Consider the following 17,729-nt stretch of genomic DNA (forward strand, 5'->3'; position numbering starts at 1 on the left):
ACGCACTGGCGCGACCTTGTTCAACCCGAAAGGAGAAACATCATGGCTAACATCGGCACCTTCACCGCAGAGAAAGACGGCTTCACCGGCACGCTTCGCACCCTGACGCTCAACGTCAAGGTCAAGCTGGTTCCCAACGACAAGGGCGACACCGAGAACGCCCCCGACTTCCACCTGCAAGCGGCTGGCCACGAAGTCGGCGCAGCGTGGAAGAAGACCAGCGAGGCCGGGCGGGAATACCTGTCCGTATCCATCGACGACCCTTCGTTCCCGGCGACGGTCTATGCCCGCCTGATCGAGAACGAGGACGGCACGCACGACCTGATCTGGTCGCGCAACAAGCCGAAGGCGGCCTGACAGCCGCTTACCGCGTCCCGCCCACTGCGGCGGGGCGCGATGCTGCTGATCGCAGCACCGCACGCGCAGGATTTCTGCTGCTGCCGCGTGCTGGATACGCCCGTCACGGCGGGCCTGCATGCGTGCCTTGTGGCTCGCAATCCGTGTCAACGAGCGGTGTGTGGCGTGTCGGCGCTGTAAGCGCCGCCGGGCTTTCGGGCTTCGCCCCGTGCCGGCAAGCCGTCACGGCCATCCGGCTTCAATCCCTCACGCCTTCGCGCCTGCGGCGCTGCGCGCTCCGCTTGCTGCAATTCAGTACCACACGCCAACGCGCTAAGGCGTGTCGGGCTCTTCCAATATCGCCCTGAGTTCCTGGCGCACCTGTGCCAGCAATTCATCAGCTTCGCGGGTGCTGTCACCGGCATAAGCCAATGTGAGCAGCGTGAGCGGATGCACTTCCATGACCTCGCACAGATCGGCCAGCTTCTGGATGGTTGGGCTTTTCAGGTCGCGCTCCAGCGTGCTCATGTAGGTGCGACTGGACACGTTGGAGAACGCTTCCTGGCTCAAACCACGCGCCTTCCTTACCGTCCGAATCGCCGCTGCCAATGAGTTCTTCGCTGCCACCTATGGTTTCCCCAAAAAACCAAGATGACAGCCCATTGCGCCCTATAGGACTACAATCTATAGTGTTCATTTGGTGGTGATGTTTTCCTTTTCCGTGCTTTTACGGAGATCCGCATCTGCGGATTTCCTCAGACCCAGGGAACCGCATCCGTGTCTTTCCTGACTTCCACCAATACGCCTTCGTGCCTCTCCGCTTTTGCGGCTTCGTGCGCTTGCGCATACGTGCATCCGTCCGCAGGCACAGATGCGCCTCGGCGATTGCGTGTGTTCGTGGAAGGGGCGCGGCCTTGACCACGCTTGTCACCGAGGAAGACCGGGTGCACCTACTGGCCCACGGCCTCACCCGCGCCGCAGGCCAGGAATGTGACCCGCTGCCCGTGGTGCGCCTGTTCACACCGGACGCACATGCGACCTGGCTATTGGCCGCGCTCGATCCGACCGATGGCGATACGGCCTACGGCCTGATCGACCTCGGGATCGGGATGCCTGCCCTGGCGACGGTGAAGCTGTCCGATCTGGCGTCCATCGTCGGGCCGCTCAAGCAGCCCGTGATACGAGATCGGTATTTCCAGCCGACGCGGCCGCTGTCGGAATACGTTCGACTGGCTCAGGAAAACGGTTCGATCACCGATTGACGCATTCCAGCGCGACCAGGCAAAAAGTATCGCATTGTGACTATTTCGGTCTTAGCCAAGACCTGGCAAGTCTTGATCCGCATGCTTGCACCAGGGTGGTGCGCTCCTGACCAAAACAGTCATGATGCCAGGCGCGAGATTCGGCACGGTGTTCAATGCTGCACCCCATTTCCGGGCGGTGCAGTCGTCGCATTTAGACGATTTCGGCAATGCACTGGAGCGAATCTGTCTTGACACCAGCAGTTAAAGCGTAACCCGAGTTTGATGACCACTTGATGGCGATTCGATAGCTCCCGCACAGCGGAATTGTGGCGACGTTCCCAGAAACAGGGAGGTTTCGCCATGACTGACCGCAGCAGCCAACACTGGTATCCCACGGCCGCGTATCTCTACACGCTGCACCTCGATGGCCCAGCGCTGGCTTGGGAGTATTTGCGCAGGAATCCAAGCTACCGGCGCGACTGGCTACGCCGGCGTCGCAAGCCTGATGCGGCGCAGGCCTGGGGCCTGCGCCTGCTGGAAGATCCCGGCCTGGATGCGCGCGACGCACATCCTGCTTGGTTCCCCGATCACGATGCCGTGGTGCAGCTATACCCCGACGCCGACCCACCACCCGATGCGCATACCTTCGAGTTCTGGCGCATTCCTGGGCGCAAGCAACTGACCCACGACGGCAAGCGCATGGTGCTCGTATCGCATTGGCCAGGCTGCTGCGTTCGGCTGGCACTCGCACCCGACCTGGAAGATGGTTCGGCCTATCTCTACGCCACACGCGCCTGCGCCACGCCCTGTGCGCGCTACCGCACGCTCGCTGCGAAGCTGGATGCGCTATCTGCCGCAACCGTGGCCACGCCTGTGGCAACAGCCCGCTCCCGCCCCACGCCCGCCGCGCTGCTGGAACTGCATACCTTGCAAGCGCTCGACGCGACCCTCGCGGGAGCCTCCTTGCGCGAGGTGGGCGAAGGTCTGTTCGGCGCGGATGCCGTCGCGGCCGACTGGCACAAAGACAGTGCATTGCGTGCCCGCGTACGGCGGCTGGTACGCCGCGGCGATGAGCTGATGCACGGCGGCTACCGCCGACTAGCGCAGCTTCCAATGTTCCCGTCGCATTAGGGGGGACGTTTCTCGACCCGTGCGAATCGTCCCTTAGCAAGAAGCCTTGCTTTCTTGAGAGTGCCTCTATCCGGCCGCGTGGTGTGGCCGGGCTTGATGGAGGTACATCCCATGCGACCTGCTCCCTCGCGGCCTGCCGCCGCTGCCGTCACTGCGACCTCGCAGCCTCAACGCTACCTGACAAACGACGAAGCCGCCGACTACCTGCGGCTGTCGCCGCGCACGCTGGAGAAGCAGCGGGTGATCGGCGGCGGCCCCAAGTTCCGCAAGTTCGGCCGCCGCGTCATGTACGCGGTGTCCGACCTCGATGCCTGGGCCGACCAGCGCAGCTACGAGGCCACGTCCGATCCCGAATACGCCGAGCGCCACGCGGGCGACTACCGTGATGGCCGCTGATCGTCGGCGCGTGGGTGGCCTTCGCCATGTCCAGCCCGCCAGGGCAAGCCTTGCCGCAGCGCGAACAGCTCGATCTGTTCCGCGCGCTGCCGGGCGACATGGCGCCACGCGATTCCCAGGACTTGATGGCCTTTCCGTTCTTCTCGCTTGCCAAGTCGCGGCGCACGGCGCCGATCGACTTCCGCAGCGGGAACGTCACCATTCGCGTGGAAGGCACGCAGGAGCACGGCATCGCAACGATATGGGATGCCGACGTGCTGATATGGGCCGCCTCGCAGATCGTGGAGGCGCGCGACGCGGGCCTGCGCCCGTCGCGCTGGATACGCGCCACGCCTTACGAGATTTTGCGCTTCATCGGGCGCGGCACGTCCCTCAACGACTACCAGCGCCTGAAGGCCGCCCTCGACCGGCTGCAATCGACCACGGTGGCCACGTCCATCCGCGAAACCACGGGAAGGCGCTTGCATCGCTTCTCGTGGATCAACGAGTGGAAGGAACTCGCCGACGCCAGCGGCACCCCGCTGGGCATCGAGCTGATCTTGCCGGACTGGTTCTATGCCGGCGTGCTCGACGCCGCCCTGGTGCTGACCATCGACCCGGCCTATTTCCGCTTGAAGGGCGGTATCGAACGCTGGCTGTACCGCCTGGTGCGCAAGCATGGCGGGCGGCAGGAGCACGGCTGGCAATTCGACTTCCGACACCTGTACCGCAAATCCGGCAGCGCGGCCCGCTTCTCGGACTTCGCCTACGACGTGCGCGCCCTGGTGGCGCGGCAGTCGTTGCCCGGCTACGTCCTCGGCATCGAGCGGATGCCGGACGACAACACCGAGCTGCTGACCTTCCGGCCCGTGCCGCACGCGGCACGGGGATAACTGCGGGAGAACCTGTGGACGGCCTCGTGCTATCAGGAGTACCGGGTATCGTGCTATCAGGAGTACGACCCTCGTGCTATCAGGAGTACGAAAACGCCGGAAAGCCAACAACGGCGCGGGTTTGCGTTCCCTCTAACTTACCTAACAAGAAATACATAACTTTTAGTAGAAGCGCGCCGTTTCGGTGGACAACCACGAAACGGCACGGCCAGGCCGGCTTTCCAGCTCGGAGGGCCGCGCCATGATCTTCGCGTTTCTCAACCAGAAAGGCGGCGTCGGCAAGACCACGCTCGCCACGCACATCGCCGGCGAACTGGCGATGCGCGGCCTGCATGTCATCCTGCTGGATGCCGACCCGCAGGGGTCATCGCTCGACTGGACGCAGCGGCGTAGCCAGCAGGGCCTGCCCCGTCTGTTCAGCGCCGTGGGCCTTGCCCGCGAAACGCTGCATCAGGAAGCGCCAGAACTCGCCAGGCGGGCCGATCACATCATCATCGACGGCCCGCCGCGCATCGCCGCCCTCGCGCGTTCCGCGCTGCTGGCGGCCGAGCGCGTGCTGATCCCCGTGCAGCCCAGCCCCTACGACGTATGGGCTTCTGCCGAGATGGTCGCACTGATCCGCGAAGCACAGGTGTTCCGGCCAGCGCTGCGCGCGGCCTTCGTCATCAACCGGCGCGTCAGCACCACCATCATCGGCAGGGAGGCACGGCAATCGCTGGCCGAACAGCCGCTGCCCGCGCTGCGCTCGGAGATCCACCAGCGCATCGTCTTTGCCGACAGCGTAGCCGCTGGCCGGCTCGCCCGCGAAACCGCGCCCGACAGCGCCGCTGCCCGCGAGATCGCCGCGCTCACCGACGAACTGCTGCGGTGGCCGACATGACTGGGAAGCCACCACCACGCAGCAAGCGCGTCGGCATCGGTGCGCGTCCCCCAGCGAATCCGCACGCCGAAGCGTGGATTCGCCAGGGCGACGCAGATGCCGTGCAGAAAGGCGACCTCTACACCGCTCGACTGACGCTCGACATCACGCCCGCCATGCGGGCGCGCATCAAGGTGTCGGCCTTCACGCGAGGCGTGACCGTAGCCGAACTGCTGCGCGACCTGCTGGAGCGGGAGTTTCCCCCGGAGGGCACGCCGTGAACGCATCCGCTTCGACCGCCCACACCCCCAAAGCAAGTGCGCCCACGGCTGCGCCGCCGCCGGCGCCTTCGACACTCGCCGGCCAGGCCGGCAACGTGCCGCTGACGCGCGTGGCGCTGGCCTACATCGAACCGCGCTTCAAGCTCTACCTGCGCTTCGGCGAACCGGCGCGCACGCTCCAGCTCGACCGCTGGCGGCGCTGCGCCGTGTTCCTGCCGAACGCGGTTCTGTGCCGCATCCGTTGGCAGGCCAACGACTACGGCACGATCCGCTGGCAGCTCATGGTGATGCAGACCGCCACGCCGCTGGACGCCGTGCAGCGCATCCCCGGCGTGCAGCCGGGCGCGCGTCTGCTGCTGCACGCCGAAGGCGATGCCAACGTGCGCGCCGTGCTGGAACGCATCGACGGCATCGAGGCGCTGGGCATCGCAGCCGCAGACACATCGCCCGCGTACTGGCGCACGCTCGCGAACCGGCTCGCAGCGCGCTCGGCGCTACCCACATACACCGCAGAACGGCACGCCGCCTGGCTGGCCGGGAGGGCATTGCCATGACCACGATTTCCACGACCGGCCCCGTGCCGCATCCTCGCTCGCGCCTGCGCGCTCGCCTCGTGCTGGCAGGCTTCGCCACCGTCGGCCTCGCTGCGCTGGCCTGGGCGGCGTTCGTGCAGCCCCTGCCGCGAATGGCCTACAACCCGTCCGACAGCGTGGCGGTCGGTTGGTATCGCATCGAACCGTTCGACCCGCGCACCGCCTCGCGGCCACGTCCGCTGTCCGTGGACAGCATCGTGCTGATGCCGCTGCCCGACAGGGCCGCCATGCTGGCTGCGCAGCGCGGCTACCTGCCGACCCGCGTTCCGCTGCTCAAACGTGTGGGCGCAGTCGCGCCACAACACGTTTGCATCGTCGCCGGCCAGGTTCGCATCGACGGCGTGCCGGTGGCCGCCGCCCTGCCTGCCGACCGGCTGGGCCGGCCGCTGCCATCCTTGCAGCTTTGCCGCCGTCTCCAACCGGGCGAACTGTTCCTGTTGAGCGCGACCAACCCGGCGTCGTTCGACAGCCGCTATTTCGGGCCGGTCAGCGCGTTCGCCGTGATCGGCGTTGCGCATCCGATCTGGCTGGAGACACGTCCATGATGGCCGCCGATTCGCTGCACTTTGCCGCGCCTCTCATCGTGCCATCGGGCATGTCGTTCTACTGTTCGTCGCCGTGTCGTCGCGCGTGCAGTGCGGGTGCATTCGCACCGCACTTCGCGCTGCCTTCGGCGCAGCCGCCCAACGTGCAGGCGTCTTGCCTCGAACGCGCCTGGCCTGCGGCCATTGGCGTGTTCGCCGGCGGGCTGGCTGCTCGTGCAGCAGCGCCGCCGGGCCGCCGATGCCCGGAGCGGGAGCGAGGGGCAAAGGCGGAAGGCAAGACAAAAGGGTTCGGCACTCTGCCGCCCGCAAAGCCAGTCTGCACGTGGGGGTGGCGCGGCACGGCGCGGCTTCGCCGCCGTGCCGCGTGGGGCGCGAGGCACGCGCCGATGCAGGCATGTCCGCGTGCTTCGCACGCTCGGACACGCCGGAGCTTGCAGGGAGCACAGCCATGACCGACCGCGGCGACCATGATTTCTGGGTGCGCCCTGGCGCGCCGAAGAACCGAGGCAAAGGCCAGGGCCAGAGCTTCGTTTCCAAGGTGCTCAAGCAGGCTGGCAAGGCCAGCGGCGGCAAGTCGGCGGTGCGCCGTCCTACCGCTGGCGGGAGCGGCCAGCACGCCGGCCAGCGGCCCGGCTCACGGCTTGGACGCGGCCATACGGCGGCGCGCTTCGCAGGCGCAAAGCTGACCCCTATGTCACGGCGCGTGACCATCAAGACGCTGCTGGTCAACCAGCGCAACGCCAGTCCGCAGTCGCTCGCCAAGCACCTGCGCTACATCGAGCGCGACGGTGCCGGCCGGAACGGCGAGCCGGGCCGTGCCTACGGGCCGCAGACCGACGAAGCCGACCTCGATGCCTTCAAGGAACGCTGCCAGGACGACCGACATCATTTCCGCTTCATCGTCTCACCTGAAGACAGTGCGGAGCTGGACGACCTGCGCACCTACACCCGGCACCTGATGAACCGGATGGAGGCCGACCTGGGGACGCGGCTGGATTGGGTGGCGGTCGATCACTGGAACACCGACAACCCGCACACGCACCTGATCGTGCGCGGACGCGACGATACCGGCAAAGACCTCATCATCGCGGGCGACTACATCGCCCACGGCTTCCGCCATCGCGCCGCCGAGCTGGCGACGGAATGGCTGGGGCCGCGCACCGAACTGGAGATCCAGCAGACCTTGCAGCGCGAGGTGGAGCAAGAGCGGTGGACGAGCCTCGACCGCACGTTGCAGCGCGAGGCCGGCGAGGATGGCCGGGTGCAGATCGAACGCTTCAACGAACCCCGGCTGCAACGCCAGCGCCTGCTGCTGATCGGCCGCCTGCAACACTTGCAGCGCCTGGGCCTGGCCGACGAGGTGCAGCCCGGCACCTGGGCCGTCCATGCGGACGCGGAGAAGACCTTGCGTGCCCTGGGCGAGCGTGGCGACATCATCCGAACGATGCAGCGGGCCATGAGCGGCAAGCCTCGCGAGCTGGCGGTGTTCGAGCCGGGCGACGACGGCCGCACTATCGTCGGTCGCGTGGCTGCTAAGGGTCTGGCCGACGAGCTGCACGACCGCGGCTATCTGGTCATCGACGGGTTGGACGGCAAAGCCCACTACGTCGCGTTGGACGCCCGCGACGAGCTGGCGAACTATCCCATCGGCGCGGTGGTGGAGGTACGCGGTTCCGCCGAGGTGCGGGCGGCCGACAAGAACATCGCCACGCTGGCGAGCAATGGCCTGTACCGCACCGATCACCACCTGGCGATCGAGCAAGGCCGAGCCAAGCCCGGCCGCGACCCGCAAGAGGCTGTGGCGGCCCATATCCGCCGGCTGGAAGCCCTACGGCGGGCCGGCATCGTGGAGCGCGTGGCCGAGGGGTTATGGAAGGTGCCGGACGACTTGGCCGAGCGTGGCCGCCAGTACGACGCGCAGCGGCTGGGCGGCGTGGCGGTCGAACTGAAATCGCATCTGCCGATTGAACGGCAGGCCCGCGTCATCGGCGCGACCTGGCTGGATCAGCAGTTGATCGGCGGCGGCAAGGGACTGGGCGACCTGGGCTTTGGCGGCGATGCTAGGCAAGCCTTGCAGCAGCGCGCCGACTTCCTCGAAGAACAGGGGCTGGCCCAGCGGCGCGGGCAGCGGCTGATTCTCTCCCGGAATCTGCTGGAAACGCTGCGCAATCGGGAGCTGGCGCAGGCCGCCCAGCACATTGCCGCCGATAGCGGATTGGAGCATCGGCACGTCACAGACGGGCAGCGCGTAGCCGGCATCTACCGGCGCTCGGTCATGCTCGCCAGCGGTCGCTATGCGCTGCTCGATGACGGCATGGGATTCAGTCTGGTGCCTTGGCGGCCGATAATCGAGCCACGACTGGGGCAGCAGATCGCCGCGACTGTACGCGGCGGCGGTGTGTCATGGGAGGTTGGACGGCAAAGAGGTCCTGGGATTGGATCGGGGCCGTAGGCTGTCGTACCGAGTTAAGGTGTCGAGCAGCGTTTTGGCCCTAGCTTCTGTGCTCCGTTAAGACGACTAGTCTGTGCTTATCGACGACGCTGTGGGTGCATGGTTGCTTGCCAATTCCGGTGCAACTCGCAAACGCGCTGCCCCGACCTGAACTGCCCATTCAACGATCTGCCCGGCCAATATATCCGTGGCGACACCGAACGCGCTCACCACATCGGCCTCTCGCTTGCTGCCTGTGGCTTGGATTGCTTCGAAGCGTCTACTGGCAATAGCAGTCCGTTTGGCCGGATCGACCAGTTGCACATCGAGCCGAACCGCGGCGATCGCTTCAGTGCCGCGGTATTCGAGCTGGAACGCCCGCAGCGTACTGCGCAACTCCATATCGGCGCTCATTGGGGTGCTATCGGTAATCACGGAAGTCGACCGCCCATCGCGCATGAAGGCTTCGACGATTCGGTCACGCAGCAGCACCGGTGCGGGGTCGGCCCAACGCACTCCTTGCCAAGCCGACAAGCGACCATCGGGCTGCGCAATGAACAGCCGCTCCGAATCCAGGACGCGACTACTCTCAGGGGCGTAGACGCGCAGCGCCCCGGGTCCCGGAACGGCGCGCGGCGTACTCTCCGCCTGGGCGATGTGATAGTCGGGCAATTTGTAGGTGACCATTGGAGCTGCTTTGGGAAGCACACTGCACGCGGACAAGCCGAGTACTAGCGTCATAGTCACGGCAGCGACGGGAATCATCCTGGCGGAAGTGTTCACGGCTTGGTTTCCTCAATGTTCTCTCCACCGAGCAGGTATTGCGCCGGATTGCGATCCAGTCGGCGCAGCACGGTGTTTAGATTGGCCAGCGCCTGCTGGAGTTCGTGCATGGCAGGACCTGTGGCGGCCAAGCCCTGGTTCAGCGATTCCTGATTGTTTTGCAGTAGCGTCTCAACCCTGAAAGCGGCGCGTTCGAGGGATGCCGTTGCATCACGCGTGTTCACCATGATTTGCTTACCATCGTTATTTAGTAGCAGGTTGGCATCGCGAAGAGTGCTATTTGCTTGGCGCACGGCAGCTGTCGATTCTCTGCTTGCTTCGGTCAGATTGCTGATTAACGTCGCGATCTCGGCCCTCTGGTCAGCGACCGCGCCCGTGGTCTGTTCAAGATTCACCAGACTGCGGTGCACAAGAGCCAAATTCTCCTTCGACAGTAACTCCTGCGTGCGCAGCAAGATGCCGTTGAGTGTCGTCATGCTGTTCCCCTCACCGGAGACCAGGGATGCCATCGCCGAACGTGGTGCGAGGATCAACGGTTCCTCGTCCTCTCTCCGATCCAGCAATGGCACGTTTGGCCCACCGTCGCTCAACTCGATCACCGCGTTGCCGGTAATTCCCGTGATGACCAATTCAGCGCGGGTATCCTGCCGGACCGGGATGGTGGCATTGATGCGTACGCGCGCTATCGCCCGCCTTGGGTCTCGCGGTGAAAGAGAAAGTGCAACGACTTCGCCAATCGTGATTCCGCTGTACTGAACCTGGCTGCCGGGCGTAAGCCCGGTCACTGGCTCATCGAACATAATCCGGTAATACTGGTAATCGTGGTCGGAACGTGTGTCGCTGAGCCAAAGCGCGAAGCCAATACCAATCGCACCGAGCAGCACGACGAACAGACCAATGAATACATGATGGGCACGTGGTTCCATGATCAGACCACCTCGTTCTCAGAGTTTAAATATTGCGTGCGCCCAGCCCAATGCGTGCGCGACGGAAGAATGATGCAGATGCGGAGGGGTTTCATGGCTGCGTCTCTTGGCTGGAAGCACCAGTGGCCTGTGCGGCCGCACGGCCACGGGGGCCGTGAAAGTATTCCTGTATCCACGGGTGCTTGAAGCGCTCGACTGCCTCGATGCCGTCGTTGATGAGTACCTTCTGGTTCGCCAGGACCGCGACACGGTCGCATATGGTGTACAGCGTATCGAGGTCGTGGGTTACCAGAAACACCGTGAGGCCCAGTGCATTGCGCAGGGTCAGAATCAATTGGTCGAAAGATGCAGCCCCGATTGGATCCAGTCCTGCGGTGGGTTCGTCAAGAAACAGGATGTTCGCATCAAGCGCCAAGGCTCTCGCCAGTGCTGCTCGTTTCACCATGCCTCCGGACAACGAGGCCGGATACTTGTCTCCCGCTCCGGCAGGCAACCCCACCAAGCCCAGCTTGCTTCTTGCCAAACGCTCGGCAAGAGGCCGCGCCAGACCGACATGCTCGATCAAAGGAAGAGCGACGTTCTCCAAGACGGTCAGCGATGAATACAACGCGCCCTTCTGGAACAGAATGCCGAACCTTCGCTCCATACGCGCGCGCGCAAGCCATTGGGCTCGCAGTAGGTCGCGCCCCCCGATACGGACCACGCCCGAATGCGGCTTCTGCAGCCCGACGACGCTACGCAAGAGCACGGATTTCCCGGTGCCTGACCCTCCCACCACGCCAAGGATTTCCCCGCGCCGCACGTCCAGGTCTAGGTCCTGATGGACCTGCTGGGTTCCAAACCTGTTGTCCAGGCCGCGCACTTCAATAGCGTGTCGCACACCGTTGTCGGTGTCTTGCTTCACCGCGCTCACCAGCCCATCTCCATGAAGAACAGTGCAGCGATGGCGTCTATCAGGATCACCATGAAGATTGATTGCACGACACTAGACGTCGTGTGGTCGCCTACCGACTCAGCGCTACCGGCGACCTTGAACCCTTCATGGCAGCCGATAGCGGCGATCATCACCGCGAAGAGCGGGGACTTGCTCATTCCGACAAGAAAATGGCGCACCTCGATTTTTTCCTGCACGATGGCAAGGAACTGTGCGGGAGGAATTTCCAAGCTCAGTGCGCATACGGTGGCGCCGCCCGCAATGCCAGCCAAGATGCCTACTAAGGTGAGCAGTGGCAAGGACACAAGAAGCGCCAGCACGCGTGGCAGCACCAGTAACTCGATGGGGTCGAGCGCGTTGGAGCGAAGCGCATCGATCTCTTCATTTGCCTTCATCGAACCGATTTGGGCGGTGTACGCGCTTGCGGTACGGCCTGCAATCAATATGGCCGGGAGCAGCACTCCGAACTCGCGCATGAACGAGAAGGCGACCAGATGCACCGAGAAGATGCTCGCACCGAAGTTGGCCAGCACCGTTGCTCCCAGGAACGCCACCACCATTCCTACCATGAAGCTCAGTAGCGCCACGATGGGAATGGCGTCCACCGCTGATCGCTGGATTTGAGCGATCACCGAGGTCGCGCGCCAGCGACGCGGGTGACGAACGGTACGGCTCCATGTTTCGATGATCTGGCCCACGAACCCGGCCAGACCAAGACACGCACGACAGCCCTGTTCCAAGGTCAGGCCTATGCGTCCCAGACCGCGGAGCAGAGGATTCCCGCTCACCGCTGCTTTCTCCGTCTTCTGCTGATCGGTAGCAGCGGCGGCCAGCGCTCTCATTAGGGCGAGGCGATCCGAGGACAGATTTGGAGCTGCCTCCGGCCGGTCGAGTATCGAGTCTGGCCCGAGAATTTCCACCAGCAGAGCCGCGCCGGCGGTGTCCAGTCTCTGGACTTGCGTCCAGTCGAGTAAGGGAGTGGCGTACCCCTCGGCATGACTGATGCGGGCGGCGGACACGGATTTTGCCAGACTGGCGTAGTGCTCTATCGTCCAGTCGCCACCCGCCAGCCATTTGTGATCACCGCCGACCATGGCATCCTGCCGGAGCCAAGCCTGTGAAGCGTTGCTCATGGCTGCGTGTCCCGCCAAGCGCTGTCGATGCGCTCGATGCAGTTCGTGATCGCCGCTTTGGCATGACCCAGCAATGTGTACGAACCGGCGAACTCTTTAATGACGTTGCCGCGCTCGAAGCAACTGGCGGCAGCAACCCGGCGTCCCGTCCTTAAATCGACTGCTTCGAACTCTAGGCTGGCACCACCCGTCGTCACGGGTCCAACCAGCAGGGTCGTCATTGCATTGACTGCCCGATTCGGTGTCTGCAGTTCGGTGACCGCTACACGCACCCGAACCTGTCCCGCGCCACCTGGGGGGGCGGGACTTTTGCCTTCCTGGCGTTTCAGTTCGCTCGTCACATGGTCTAGCACTTCGCGCTGCTGCGCGTCATCGAGCCCATCGATGCGACCCGAGGCGGTCTTGATCTGCGCTTCTTCCACCACGACAGCGGCATAACGCTTGGGCTCGAATCCCGCTGCGCGGTACATCAGTACGTTCTCGTATCGTGTCGGCGATAACTTCTCGTAGTCGCCGAGAAATCCGGAGCGCGTCATGCTGTTGGTCGCGCATCCAGAGAGCGCGCCTGCTACGCAAAAAAAGATGCCGCCGCGGATCAATGCAGTTTTGCTCTTCATAATGGGTCTCCTTGATCAAACGAAACTAAGACAGGCAATGCCTGCTGCGATGAGGGCGGTGCCAGACCAGCGCGTTACCGATGCGACATCGCCTAGTAGGAGGGCGCCGACGCCCAAGTTTCCAAGTAGCCCGATTCCTGCCCAGGCTGCAGAGGCCGCGCTGATCGGAATCCGCTTGAGCGCGAACCACAAAAGTGCGCCGCTGGCCGCCATGCACGTCACTGCCACACAGAGGCCGACCCAGCGCATCGGACCGCCCGCCGTGATGGCCCGCAGGCCCAGTGGATAGCCCGCTCCTAGAACCCCTGCGGCAATGACAATCGACCAGGATTTCCAGATCAGCGGATGGGTGCTGAATCGCATAAGCCTAGCGAGACATACGCATGAAGCGTGGGTGCATACGAATTCTGAGAATGCGCAGCACGCGGCGGCTCGCAAGAGACTCATGAGCGATCTCCATGCGCGGTGGCGACACTCAGGTTCCACGGCCCAATTCGCTTGATTCCAAACAGGACTTCGTAAAGCAGCGGAATCAAGCCCAACGTCACCAGCGTTCCGAGTGCCAGCCCACCGATCATCGCGATCGCCATCCCTTTCCATAATGGTCCGGAGAAGAGCATGAGTGGCACCAGTCCCGAAATGCAGGTGACCTTGGTCATCACGATTGGACGAAGCCGTTGTATCGCGGCCCCAACCAAGGCTTCATGGCGTGGCAGGCCTTCCGCTAGCCCCTGGTCGATGCGTTCCAGCAAGAGCACGGCGTTGTTGACAATGATCCCGAACAGGGCCAGTACGCCGAAGGTCGCCATGAAGCTGAAAGGTGTGCCGGTCAGCTTCAGAGCCAATACCACGCCGATAAGCGTGAAAGGGATCGTCGCGAGGATCACACCGAGCTTGCGGAAAGAATTGAACTGCCATACGAACAGCATCAGCATCGCCAGAAATGCGAGGGGCATGTAGGTCGACAGCGCGGCGTTCGATTCGGCGGCTTCCTCGATCTCGCCGCCAAGTTCAACCGAGTAGCCCGCGGGCAGGTCCAGGGCAGCGACGCTAGGCGCCAGGCGGTTGATGATCTCCTGGGCGGTGTAAGAGGTGTTCTGTCCTTGCACGGTGATCGTGCGGATGAGATTGCGCCGTTGGATGACCGAGGGCTCGCTCGCGAGCGATACGTCTGCGACCTGAGCCAGCGTCACCGCTGGACCGCCGTTGGTGGGATAGATGAGCGTCGCGCCTACGTCTGCCGTGCTGCGACGCTCGCTTACGATACTGCGCAGGACGATCGGGACGGAGGTGTCACCGTCGCGAATAACCGAGATCGATCTGCCGCTGTAGCGGACATCCAGCCCGCCAGCGATGTCTTCAGTCGTCACGCCCGCCCGACGCGCGCGGTCCTGGTCGACCCGTACGTCGATGCGGCCAACGCGCGTATCCCAATCGTTCTTGACGTTGATGGTGCCGGGCAGCTTGCGCAGCGCTGCTTCGATTTTGGACGCGGCCCCCAACAATACCTCCTCATCCGGACCGCTGACGCGATAAATGGCAGTCCCTGACTCGGTCGCACCGAGCGAGAAACGCTTGGGCTCGGCGCGCACGTCGCCATGTGCTTGCGCAAAGTAGCTGCGGGTGCGGGCGAGGACGGCGTCGATGTCGCTCTTCGGCTTCAATGTGACAACGAAGTACGCGATGTTCGATGCCGGCAGTGGTGGATTCAGGCTAAGGATGAAGCGCGGGCCACCATCGGCGACGTAGCCGATGTGATCGGAGACTTCTGGATTGATGTTCGTGTCGCCCAGCCAACCACTGATCTGCTTCACGCGGGCGAGCGTTTCGCGCGAGTCGGTACCGGGGGCGAGCTGCACCGGAATCTGGAACTGAAGCCGGTCGGACTTGGGCATGAAATCGTACGGCAGGGTGGTGAAGCCATACAGCGCAATGGCAAGCGCCGCGATCATCGACGCTACATAGACCGCCTTATGGTGGAGCACCCACTCCAGTACGCGCCGGTAGCCACGGTAGAAGCGGGTGTCATAGGCGTCGCCCTGCTCCTGCTTGTGATGGGGTTTGGCGAAGTGGTAGCACAATAGGGGCGTGACAGTCAGGCACAGCAGCCACGAAGCGAACAACGTCAGTGCCAGCACGACCACGAGATTGTGCAGATACTCGCTCGTGGCGTTCTGGCCAAAAAAGAACGGCGAGAACACGATCACGATCACGAGCGAGGACGTGAGCAGCGGAATGGCGAGCGTGCGGCCCGCCTCGAGGCAGGCATGCTTACGATCTTCGCCACCGGCCAGGCGGCGTTCGATGTCTTCGGCAATCACAATGCCGTTGTCCACCAACAAGCCGAGCGCAATGATGATGGCGCCCATCGAGACGTTCTGAAGCTCGATGTTCATCGCGCGCATGACGATGAGTGCACTGAGGATCGTCAACGGCACGATCATGCCCACGATGATCCCGGTGCGCCAACCGAGAAATAGCACGACGACACCGAGGACGACGATGATCGTCTCCATCATGACGTGGTTCATTTTGCCCATCTCGTGCTTGACGACATCGGCCTGGAAAGTGACGTATGACAGATCGAAACCCGCCGGCAGCAGCTTCTCCTGGTCTGCAACCCGTGCTTTGAGCGCTTTTCCGAACTGCTCCACGTTCTGACCGGAGGCCATCGAAACCGCCATGACGACAGCGGGCTGGCCTTTGTAGATGGCAGCAGATTCCGGCGGATCGGCTGGCCGCACACTCACCTGCGCCAGTTCACCCAATGCGATCGTCGGCACGGGCGCCGTACTACTTTGCGGTCGTGGCAGCGCGATCGGCATTGCTCGCAGGGAGGGAGCGTCACGCACTTCGCCACTGACCGCCAAGGTTGCATTGATGCCGCCGACAACAATTTGTCCACCCGAAGCGACGACGTTCTGTTTGACGAGTTGGTCGATCACCCCCTGTGGTGTCAGCTCCAATCGCGCGAGCCTAGGCCGATCGAATTCGAGATAGACGCGCTCTTCCTGCAGGCCGTAGAAAGTGATGCGCTCAATACCAGGCACGGTGTACAGGCGGTCGCGCATCTGCTTGAGCGCGACGCGCATCTCGCTCATGGAGTAACCTGGTGCAGTGACCGCAATCGAGGCAACCGCGACGCGGCCGAAGTCTTCGTCGACGAAAGGCCCCATCGTGCTCTGTGGTAAGGCATCCTTCGAATCGGCGACCTTGGCCCGGACGCGCTGCCAGATCGGTGCCAAGTCGGTGTAGCGGTCCCAGATCGTGACCTGGATCATGGCGCTGCCTGCGCGCACGGTGCTCGTCACGCGCTTGACCTCTGCCAGTTCGCGCAAGCGCTCCTCGATCGGCCGGGCAATGAGTTGCTCAACGCGTTCGGCGGGCAGCCCCGGGTTCAACGCCGTGACCATCGCATCGCGGACCGTGACAGTCGGCTCCTCCTGAGAAGGAAAATTCAGGAAGGTCGCGATGCCGGCGACGAAAATGATGAGCGCTACAAAGTAGGTAAGTCGACTGGCGCGCAGCGCCATCTCGGTGATCTTCATGATGAAGTAACCTGGTGGATCGCGTTAGCGCTTGGTCAATTGAGTGGTGGCTTCCAGTGGTGTCACTGGCTGTCCATCGGTGAGCCATCCTCCTCCGGCGGCAACCACCGTCTCGCCGGGCTTGAGTCCAGCGAGGACGCGCGCGCTGTCTCCTTCCTGTACCGGCGTGAAGCGCACCGCGCGACGGTGCACCTTCTTATCTTCAGGGGTGTAGACGAAGACGGAAGCCTCGCCCGGCTTCGTGCCGAGCACCAGCGAGGCATAAGGTATGGATACAGTCTCGGGCCGAGAGGTCTTGGAGGTTGCCGCAGGTGCGTCGAGCACGACCTGTACGGGAATACCTGGCCGAAGTGCGCGCGCTTGCGCGTTATCTTCAGGCACTAGCACCACGGGTAGGAGCGAGCCATTTTCGGCGCGCAGACCGACACGACGTACCACCGCTCGGATTGGTTGTTCGGCTCCGCTCCAGCTCAGTTCTGCGCGTTGGCCGACATCTATGTGAGGTGCCTGTGTAGTAGACGCGTTCGCGATGATCTCAGTGCCACTGCGCACGCCGTCGACCTGAAATACCGGCGCACCAGCAGCAATGTCGGTGAACGCCAAAGCCAGCTTTTCCGCCACGACACCATCGAAAGGAGCGACGATCATCGTGCCACGTTGTGCTCGTTCGGCCAGGCCAAGCGCCGCCTTGGCAGTGCGCGCTTGACCCTCTGCGACCGCTAGCTGCGCCTTCGCGCTCTCGAACGCAGCAGGGGAGATGACTTCGCTTTCGAGCAACCGGCGCTGTTGATCTGTCTGTACACGTCGATCCATCAGGCCGGCTTCGGCGGCCGCCAGGGATGCTTGCGCTTGTGTCACGCGAAGCCGGTCAGGTTGCGCATCAAGTTCTGCCAGGACTTGGCCGCGGGAGAACCGTTCACCCACGTCGACGTTCAACTTGGCGATCCGTCCTCCTGTTTCAAATCCTAGGATGCTGCGCTCGGTTGCTCGCGCCGAGCCAGTCAATTCGATGCGAGAGCTATGCGGGAGATCCGACTGCGCGGCGGCGAGCTTCACTGCGCGCGGAGGCTCGGATACGGTGGATTGCGAGTTTCCGCACC

General features: G+C 63.7%; 19 protein-coding genes. 10 read left to right on the forward strand and 9 right to left on the reverse strand.

Annotation, left to right across the window (positions count from 1 at the left end; translation table 11 throughout):
• The first annotated feature begins 42 nt into the window (after positions 1 to 42).
• The gene (locus BRO63_RS14345; protein ID WP_001273857.1) at positions 43 to 357 is read left to right on the forward strand and encodes a DUF736 domain-containing protein; all 315 of its coding nucleotides are present in this window, start codon (positions 43 to 45) and stop codon (positions 355 to 357) included.
• 312 nt (positions 358 to 669) lie between these two features.
• Here BRO63_RS14345 and BRO63_RS14350 read toward each other — a convergent pair whose 3' ends face one another.
• Positions 670 to 963, reverse strand: coding sequence for a helix-turn-helix domain-containing protein (locus BRO63_RS14350; RefSeq protein WP_006379425.1), 294 nt, complete (start codon positions 961 to 963; stop codon positions 670 to 672).
• Positions 964 to 1,250: 287 nt separating this feature from the next.
• On the opposite strand from BRO63_RS14350, the gene BRO63_RS14355 reads away from it, so the two are divergent.
• The 9 genes from BRO63_RS14355 (at position 1,251) to BRO63_RS14405 (ending at position 8,709) form a co-directional block, all read left to right on the forward strand.
• Positions 1,251 to 1,598, forward strand: a complete 348-nt coding sequence (locus BRO63_RS14355; protein WP_016487838.1) for a DUF2958 domain-containing protein — start codon at positions 1,251 to 1,253, stop codon at positions 1,596 to 1,598.
• A gap of 342 nt (positions 1,599 to 1,940) precedes the next feature.
• Entirely contained in the window at positions 1,941 to 2,711 is a 771-nt protein-coding gene (locus BRO63_RS14360) for a DUF2285 domain-containing protein (RefSeq protein WP_088140446.1), read from the forward strand.
• 111 nt (positions 2,712 to 2,822) lie between these two features.
• Complete coding sequence (locus BRO63_RS14365; RefSeq protein WP_001247107.1) at positions 2,823 to 3,107, forward strand: helix-turn-helix transcriptional regulator; 285 nt, start codon at positions 2,823 to 2,825, stop codon at positions 3,105 to 3,107.
• 26 nt (positions 3,108 to 3,133) lie between these two features.
• Positions 3,134 to 3,979, forward strand: a complete 846-nt coding sequence (locus BRO63_RS14370) for a replication initiator protein A (protein WP_022652188.1) — start codon at positions 3,134 to 3,136, stop codon at positions 3,977 to 3,979.
• 241 nt (positions 3,980 to 4,220) lie between these two features.
• Positions 4,221 to 4,859 (forward strand): ParA family partition ATPase, encoded by a 639-nt coding sequence (parA, locus tag BRO63_RS14380; protein WP_003092312.1) that lies wholly within the window; start codon positions 4,221 to 4,223, stop codon positions 4,857 to 4,859.
• Complete coding sequence (locus BRO63_RS14385; RefSeq protein WP_000147048.1) at positions 4,856 to 5,119, forward strand: hypothetical protein; 264 nt, start codon at positions 4,856 to 4,858, stop codon at positions 5,117 to 5,119. Before parA ends, BRO63_RS14385 begins: the two co-directional genes overlap by 4 nt.
• Positions 5,116 to 5,673, forward strand: coding sequence for a DUF2840 domain-containing protein (locus BRO63_RS14390; protein ID WP_023093372.1), 558 nt, complete (start codon positions 5,116 to 5,118; stop codon positions 5,671 to 5,673). Before BRO63_RS14385 ends, BRO63_RS14390 begins: the two co-directional genes overlap by 4 nt.
• The gene (locus tag BRO63_RS14395) at positions 5,670 to 6,257 is read left to right on the forward strand and encodes a S26 family signal peptidase (RefSeq protein ID WP_003092304.1); all 588 of its coding nucleotides are present in this window, start codon (positions 5,670 to 5,672) and stop codon (positions 6,255 to 6,257) included. The genes BRO63_RS14390 and BRO63_RS14395 overlap by 4 nt, the downstream gene beginning before the upstream one ends.
• A gap of 448 nt (positions 6,258 to 6,705) precedes the next feature.
• Positions 6,706 to 8,709: a relaxase/mobilization nuclease domain-containing protein gene (locus BRO63_RS14405; RefSeq protein WP_000132148.1), complete on the forward strand. Its 2,004-nt coding sequence runs from the start codon at positions 6,706 to 6,708 to the stop codon at positions 8,707 to 8,709.
• Positions 8,710 to 8,775: 66 nt separating this feature from the next.
• Here the strand turns inward: BRO63_RS14405 and BRO63_RS14410 are convergent, their stop codons facing one another.
• The 8 genes from BRO63_RS14410 to BRO63_RS14445 all read right to left on the reverse strand — a co-directional run bounded on the left by BRO63_RS14410 (position 8,776) and on the right by BRO63_RS14445 (position 17,685).
• Complete coding sequence (locus BRO63_RS14410) at positions 8,776 to 9,375, reverse strand: ABC-type transport auxiliary lipoprotein family protein (protein ID WP_003124411.1); 600 nt, start codon at positions 9,373 to 9,375, stop codon at positions 8,776 to 8,778.
• 92 nt (positions 9,376 to 9,467) lie between these two features.
• Complete coding sequence (locus BRO63_RS14415; RefSeq protein ID WP_000433686.1) at positions 9,468 to 10,397, reverse strand: MlaD family protein; 930 nt, start codon at positions 10,395 to 10,397, stop codon at positions 9,468 to 9,470.
• A gap of 91 nt (positions 10,398 to 10,488) precedes the next feature.
• Positions 10,489 to 11,313, reverse strand: coding sequence for an ABC transporter ATP-binding protein (locus BRO63_RS14420; RefSeq protein WP_155936418.1), 825 nt, complete (start codon positions 11,311 to 11,313; stop codon positions 10,489 to 10,491).
• Positions 11,307 to 12,464 (reverse strand): MlaE family ABC transporter permease, encoded by a 1,158-nt coding sequence (locus BRO63_RS14425; protein WP_000063629.1) that lies wholly within the window; start codon positions 12,462 to 12,464, stop codon positions 11,307 to 11,309. Before BRO63_RS14425 ends, BRO63_RS14420 begins: the two co-directional genes overlap by 7 nt.
• Complete coding sequence (locus BRO63_RS14430; protein WP_000837791.1) at positions 12,461 to 13,081, reverse strand: DUF3313 family protein; 621 nt, start codon at positions 13,079 to 13,081, stop codon at positions 12,461 to 12,463. The genes BRO63_RS14425 and BRO63_RS14430 overlap by 4 nt, the downstream gene beginning before the upstream one ends.
• A 15-nt stretch (positions 13,082 to 13,096) precedes the next feature.
• Positions 13,097 to 13,444, reverse strand: a complete 348-nt coding sequence (locus BRO63_RS14435) for a DMT family transporter (protein ID WP_038421338.1) — start codon at positions 13,442 to 13,444, stop codon at positions 13,097 to 13,099.
• An 80-nt stretch (positions 13,445 to 13,524) separates the two neighbouring features.
• Positions 13,525 to 16,629 carry an efflux RND transporter permease subunit gene (locus BRO63_RS14440; RefSeq protein WP_003092293.1) on the reverse strand — a complete coding sequence of 1,035 codons (3,105 nt, stop codon included), beginning with the start codon at positions 16,627 to 16,629 and terminating at the stop codon, positions 13,525 to 13,527.
• Positions 16,630 to 16,653: 24 nt separating this feature from the next.
• Entirely contained in the window at positions 16,654 to 17,685 is a 1,032-nt protein-coding gene (locus BRO63_RS14445; protein WP_225984323.1) for an efflux RND transporter periplasmic adaptor subunit, read from the reverse strand.
• Positions 17,686 to 17,729: the final 44 nt, after the last annotated feature.

The organism is Achromobacter xylosoxidans (assembly GCF_002192695.1).
GTDB classification, from domain to species: domain Bacteria; phylum Pseudomonadota; class Gammaproteobacteria; order Burkholderiales; family Burkholderiaceae_B; genus Achromobacter; species Achromobacter xylosoxidans_C.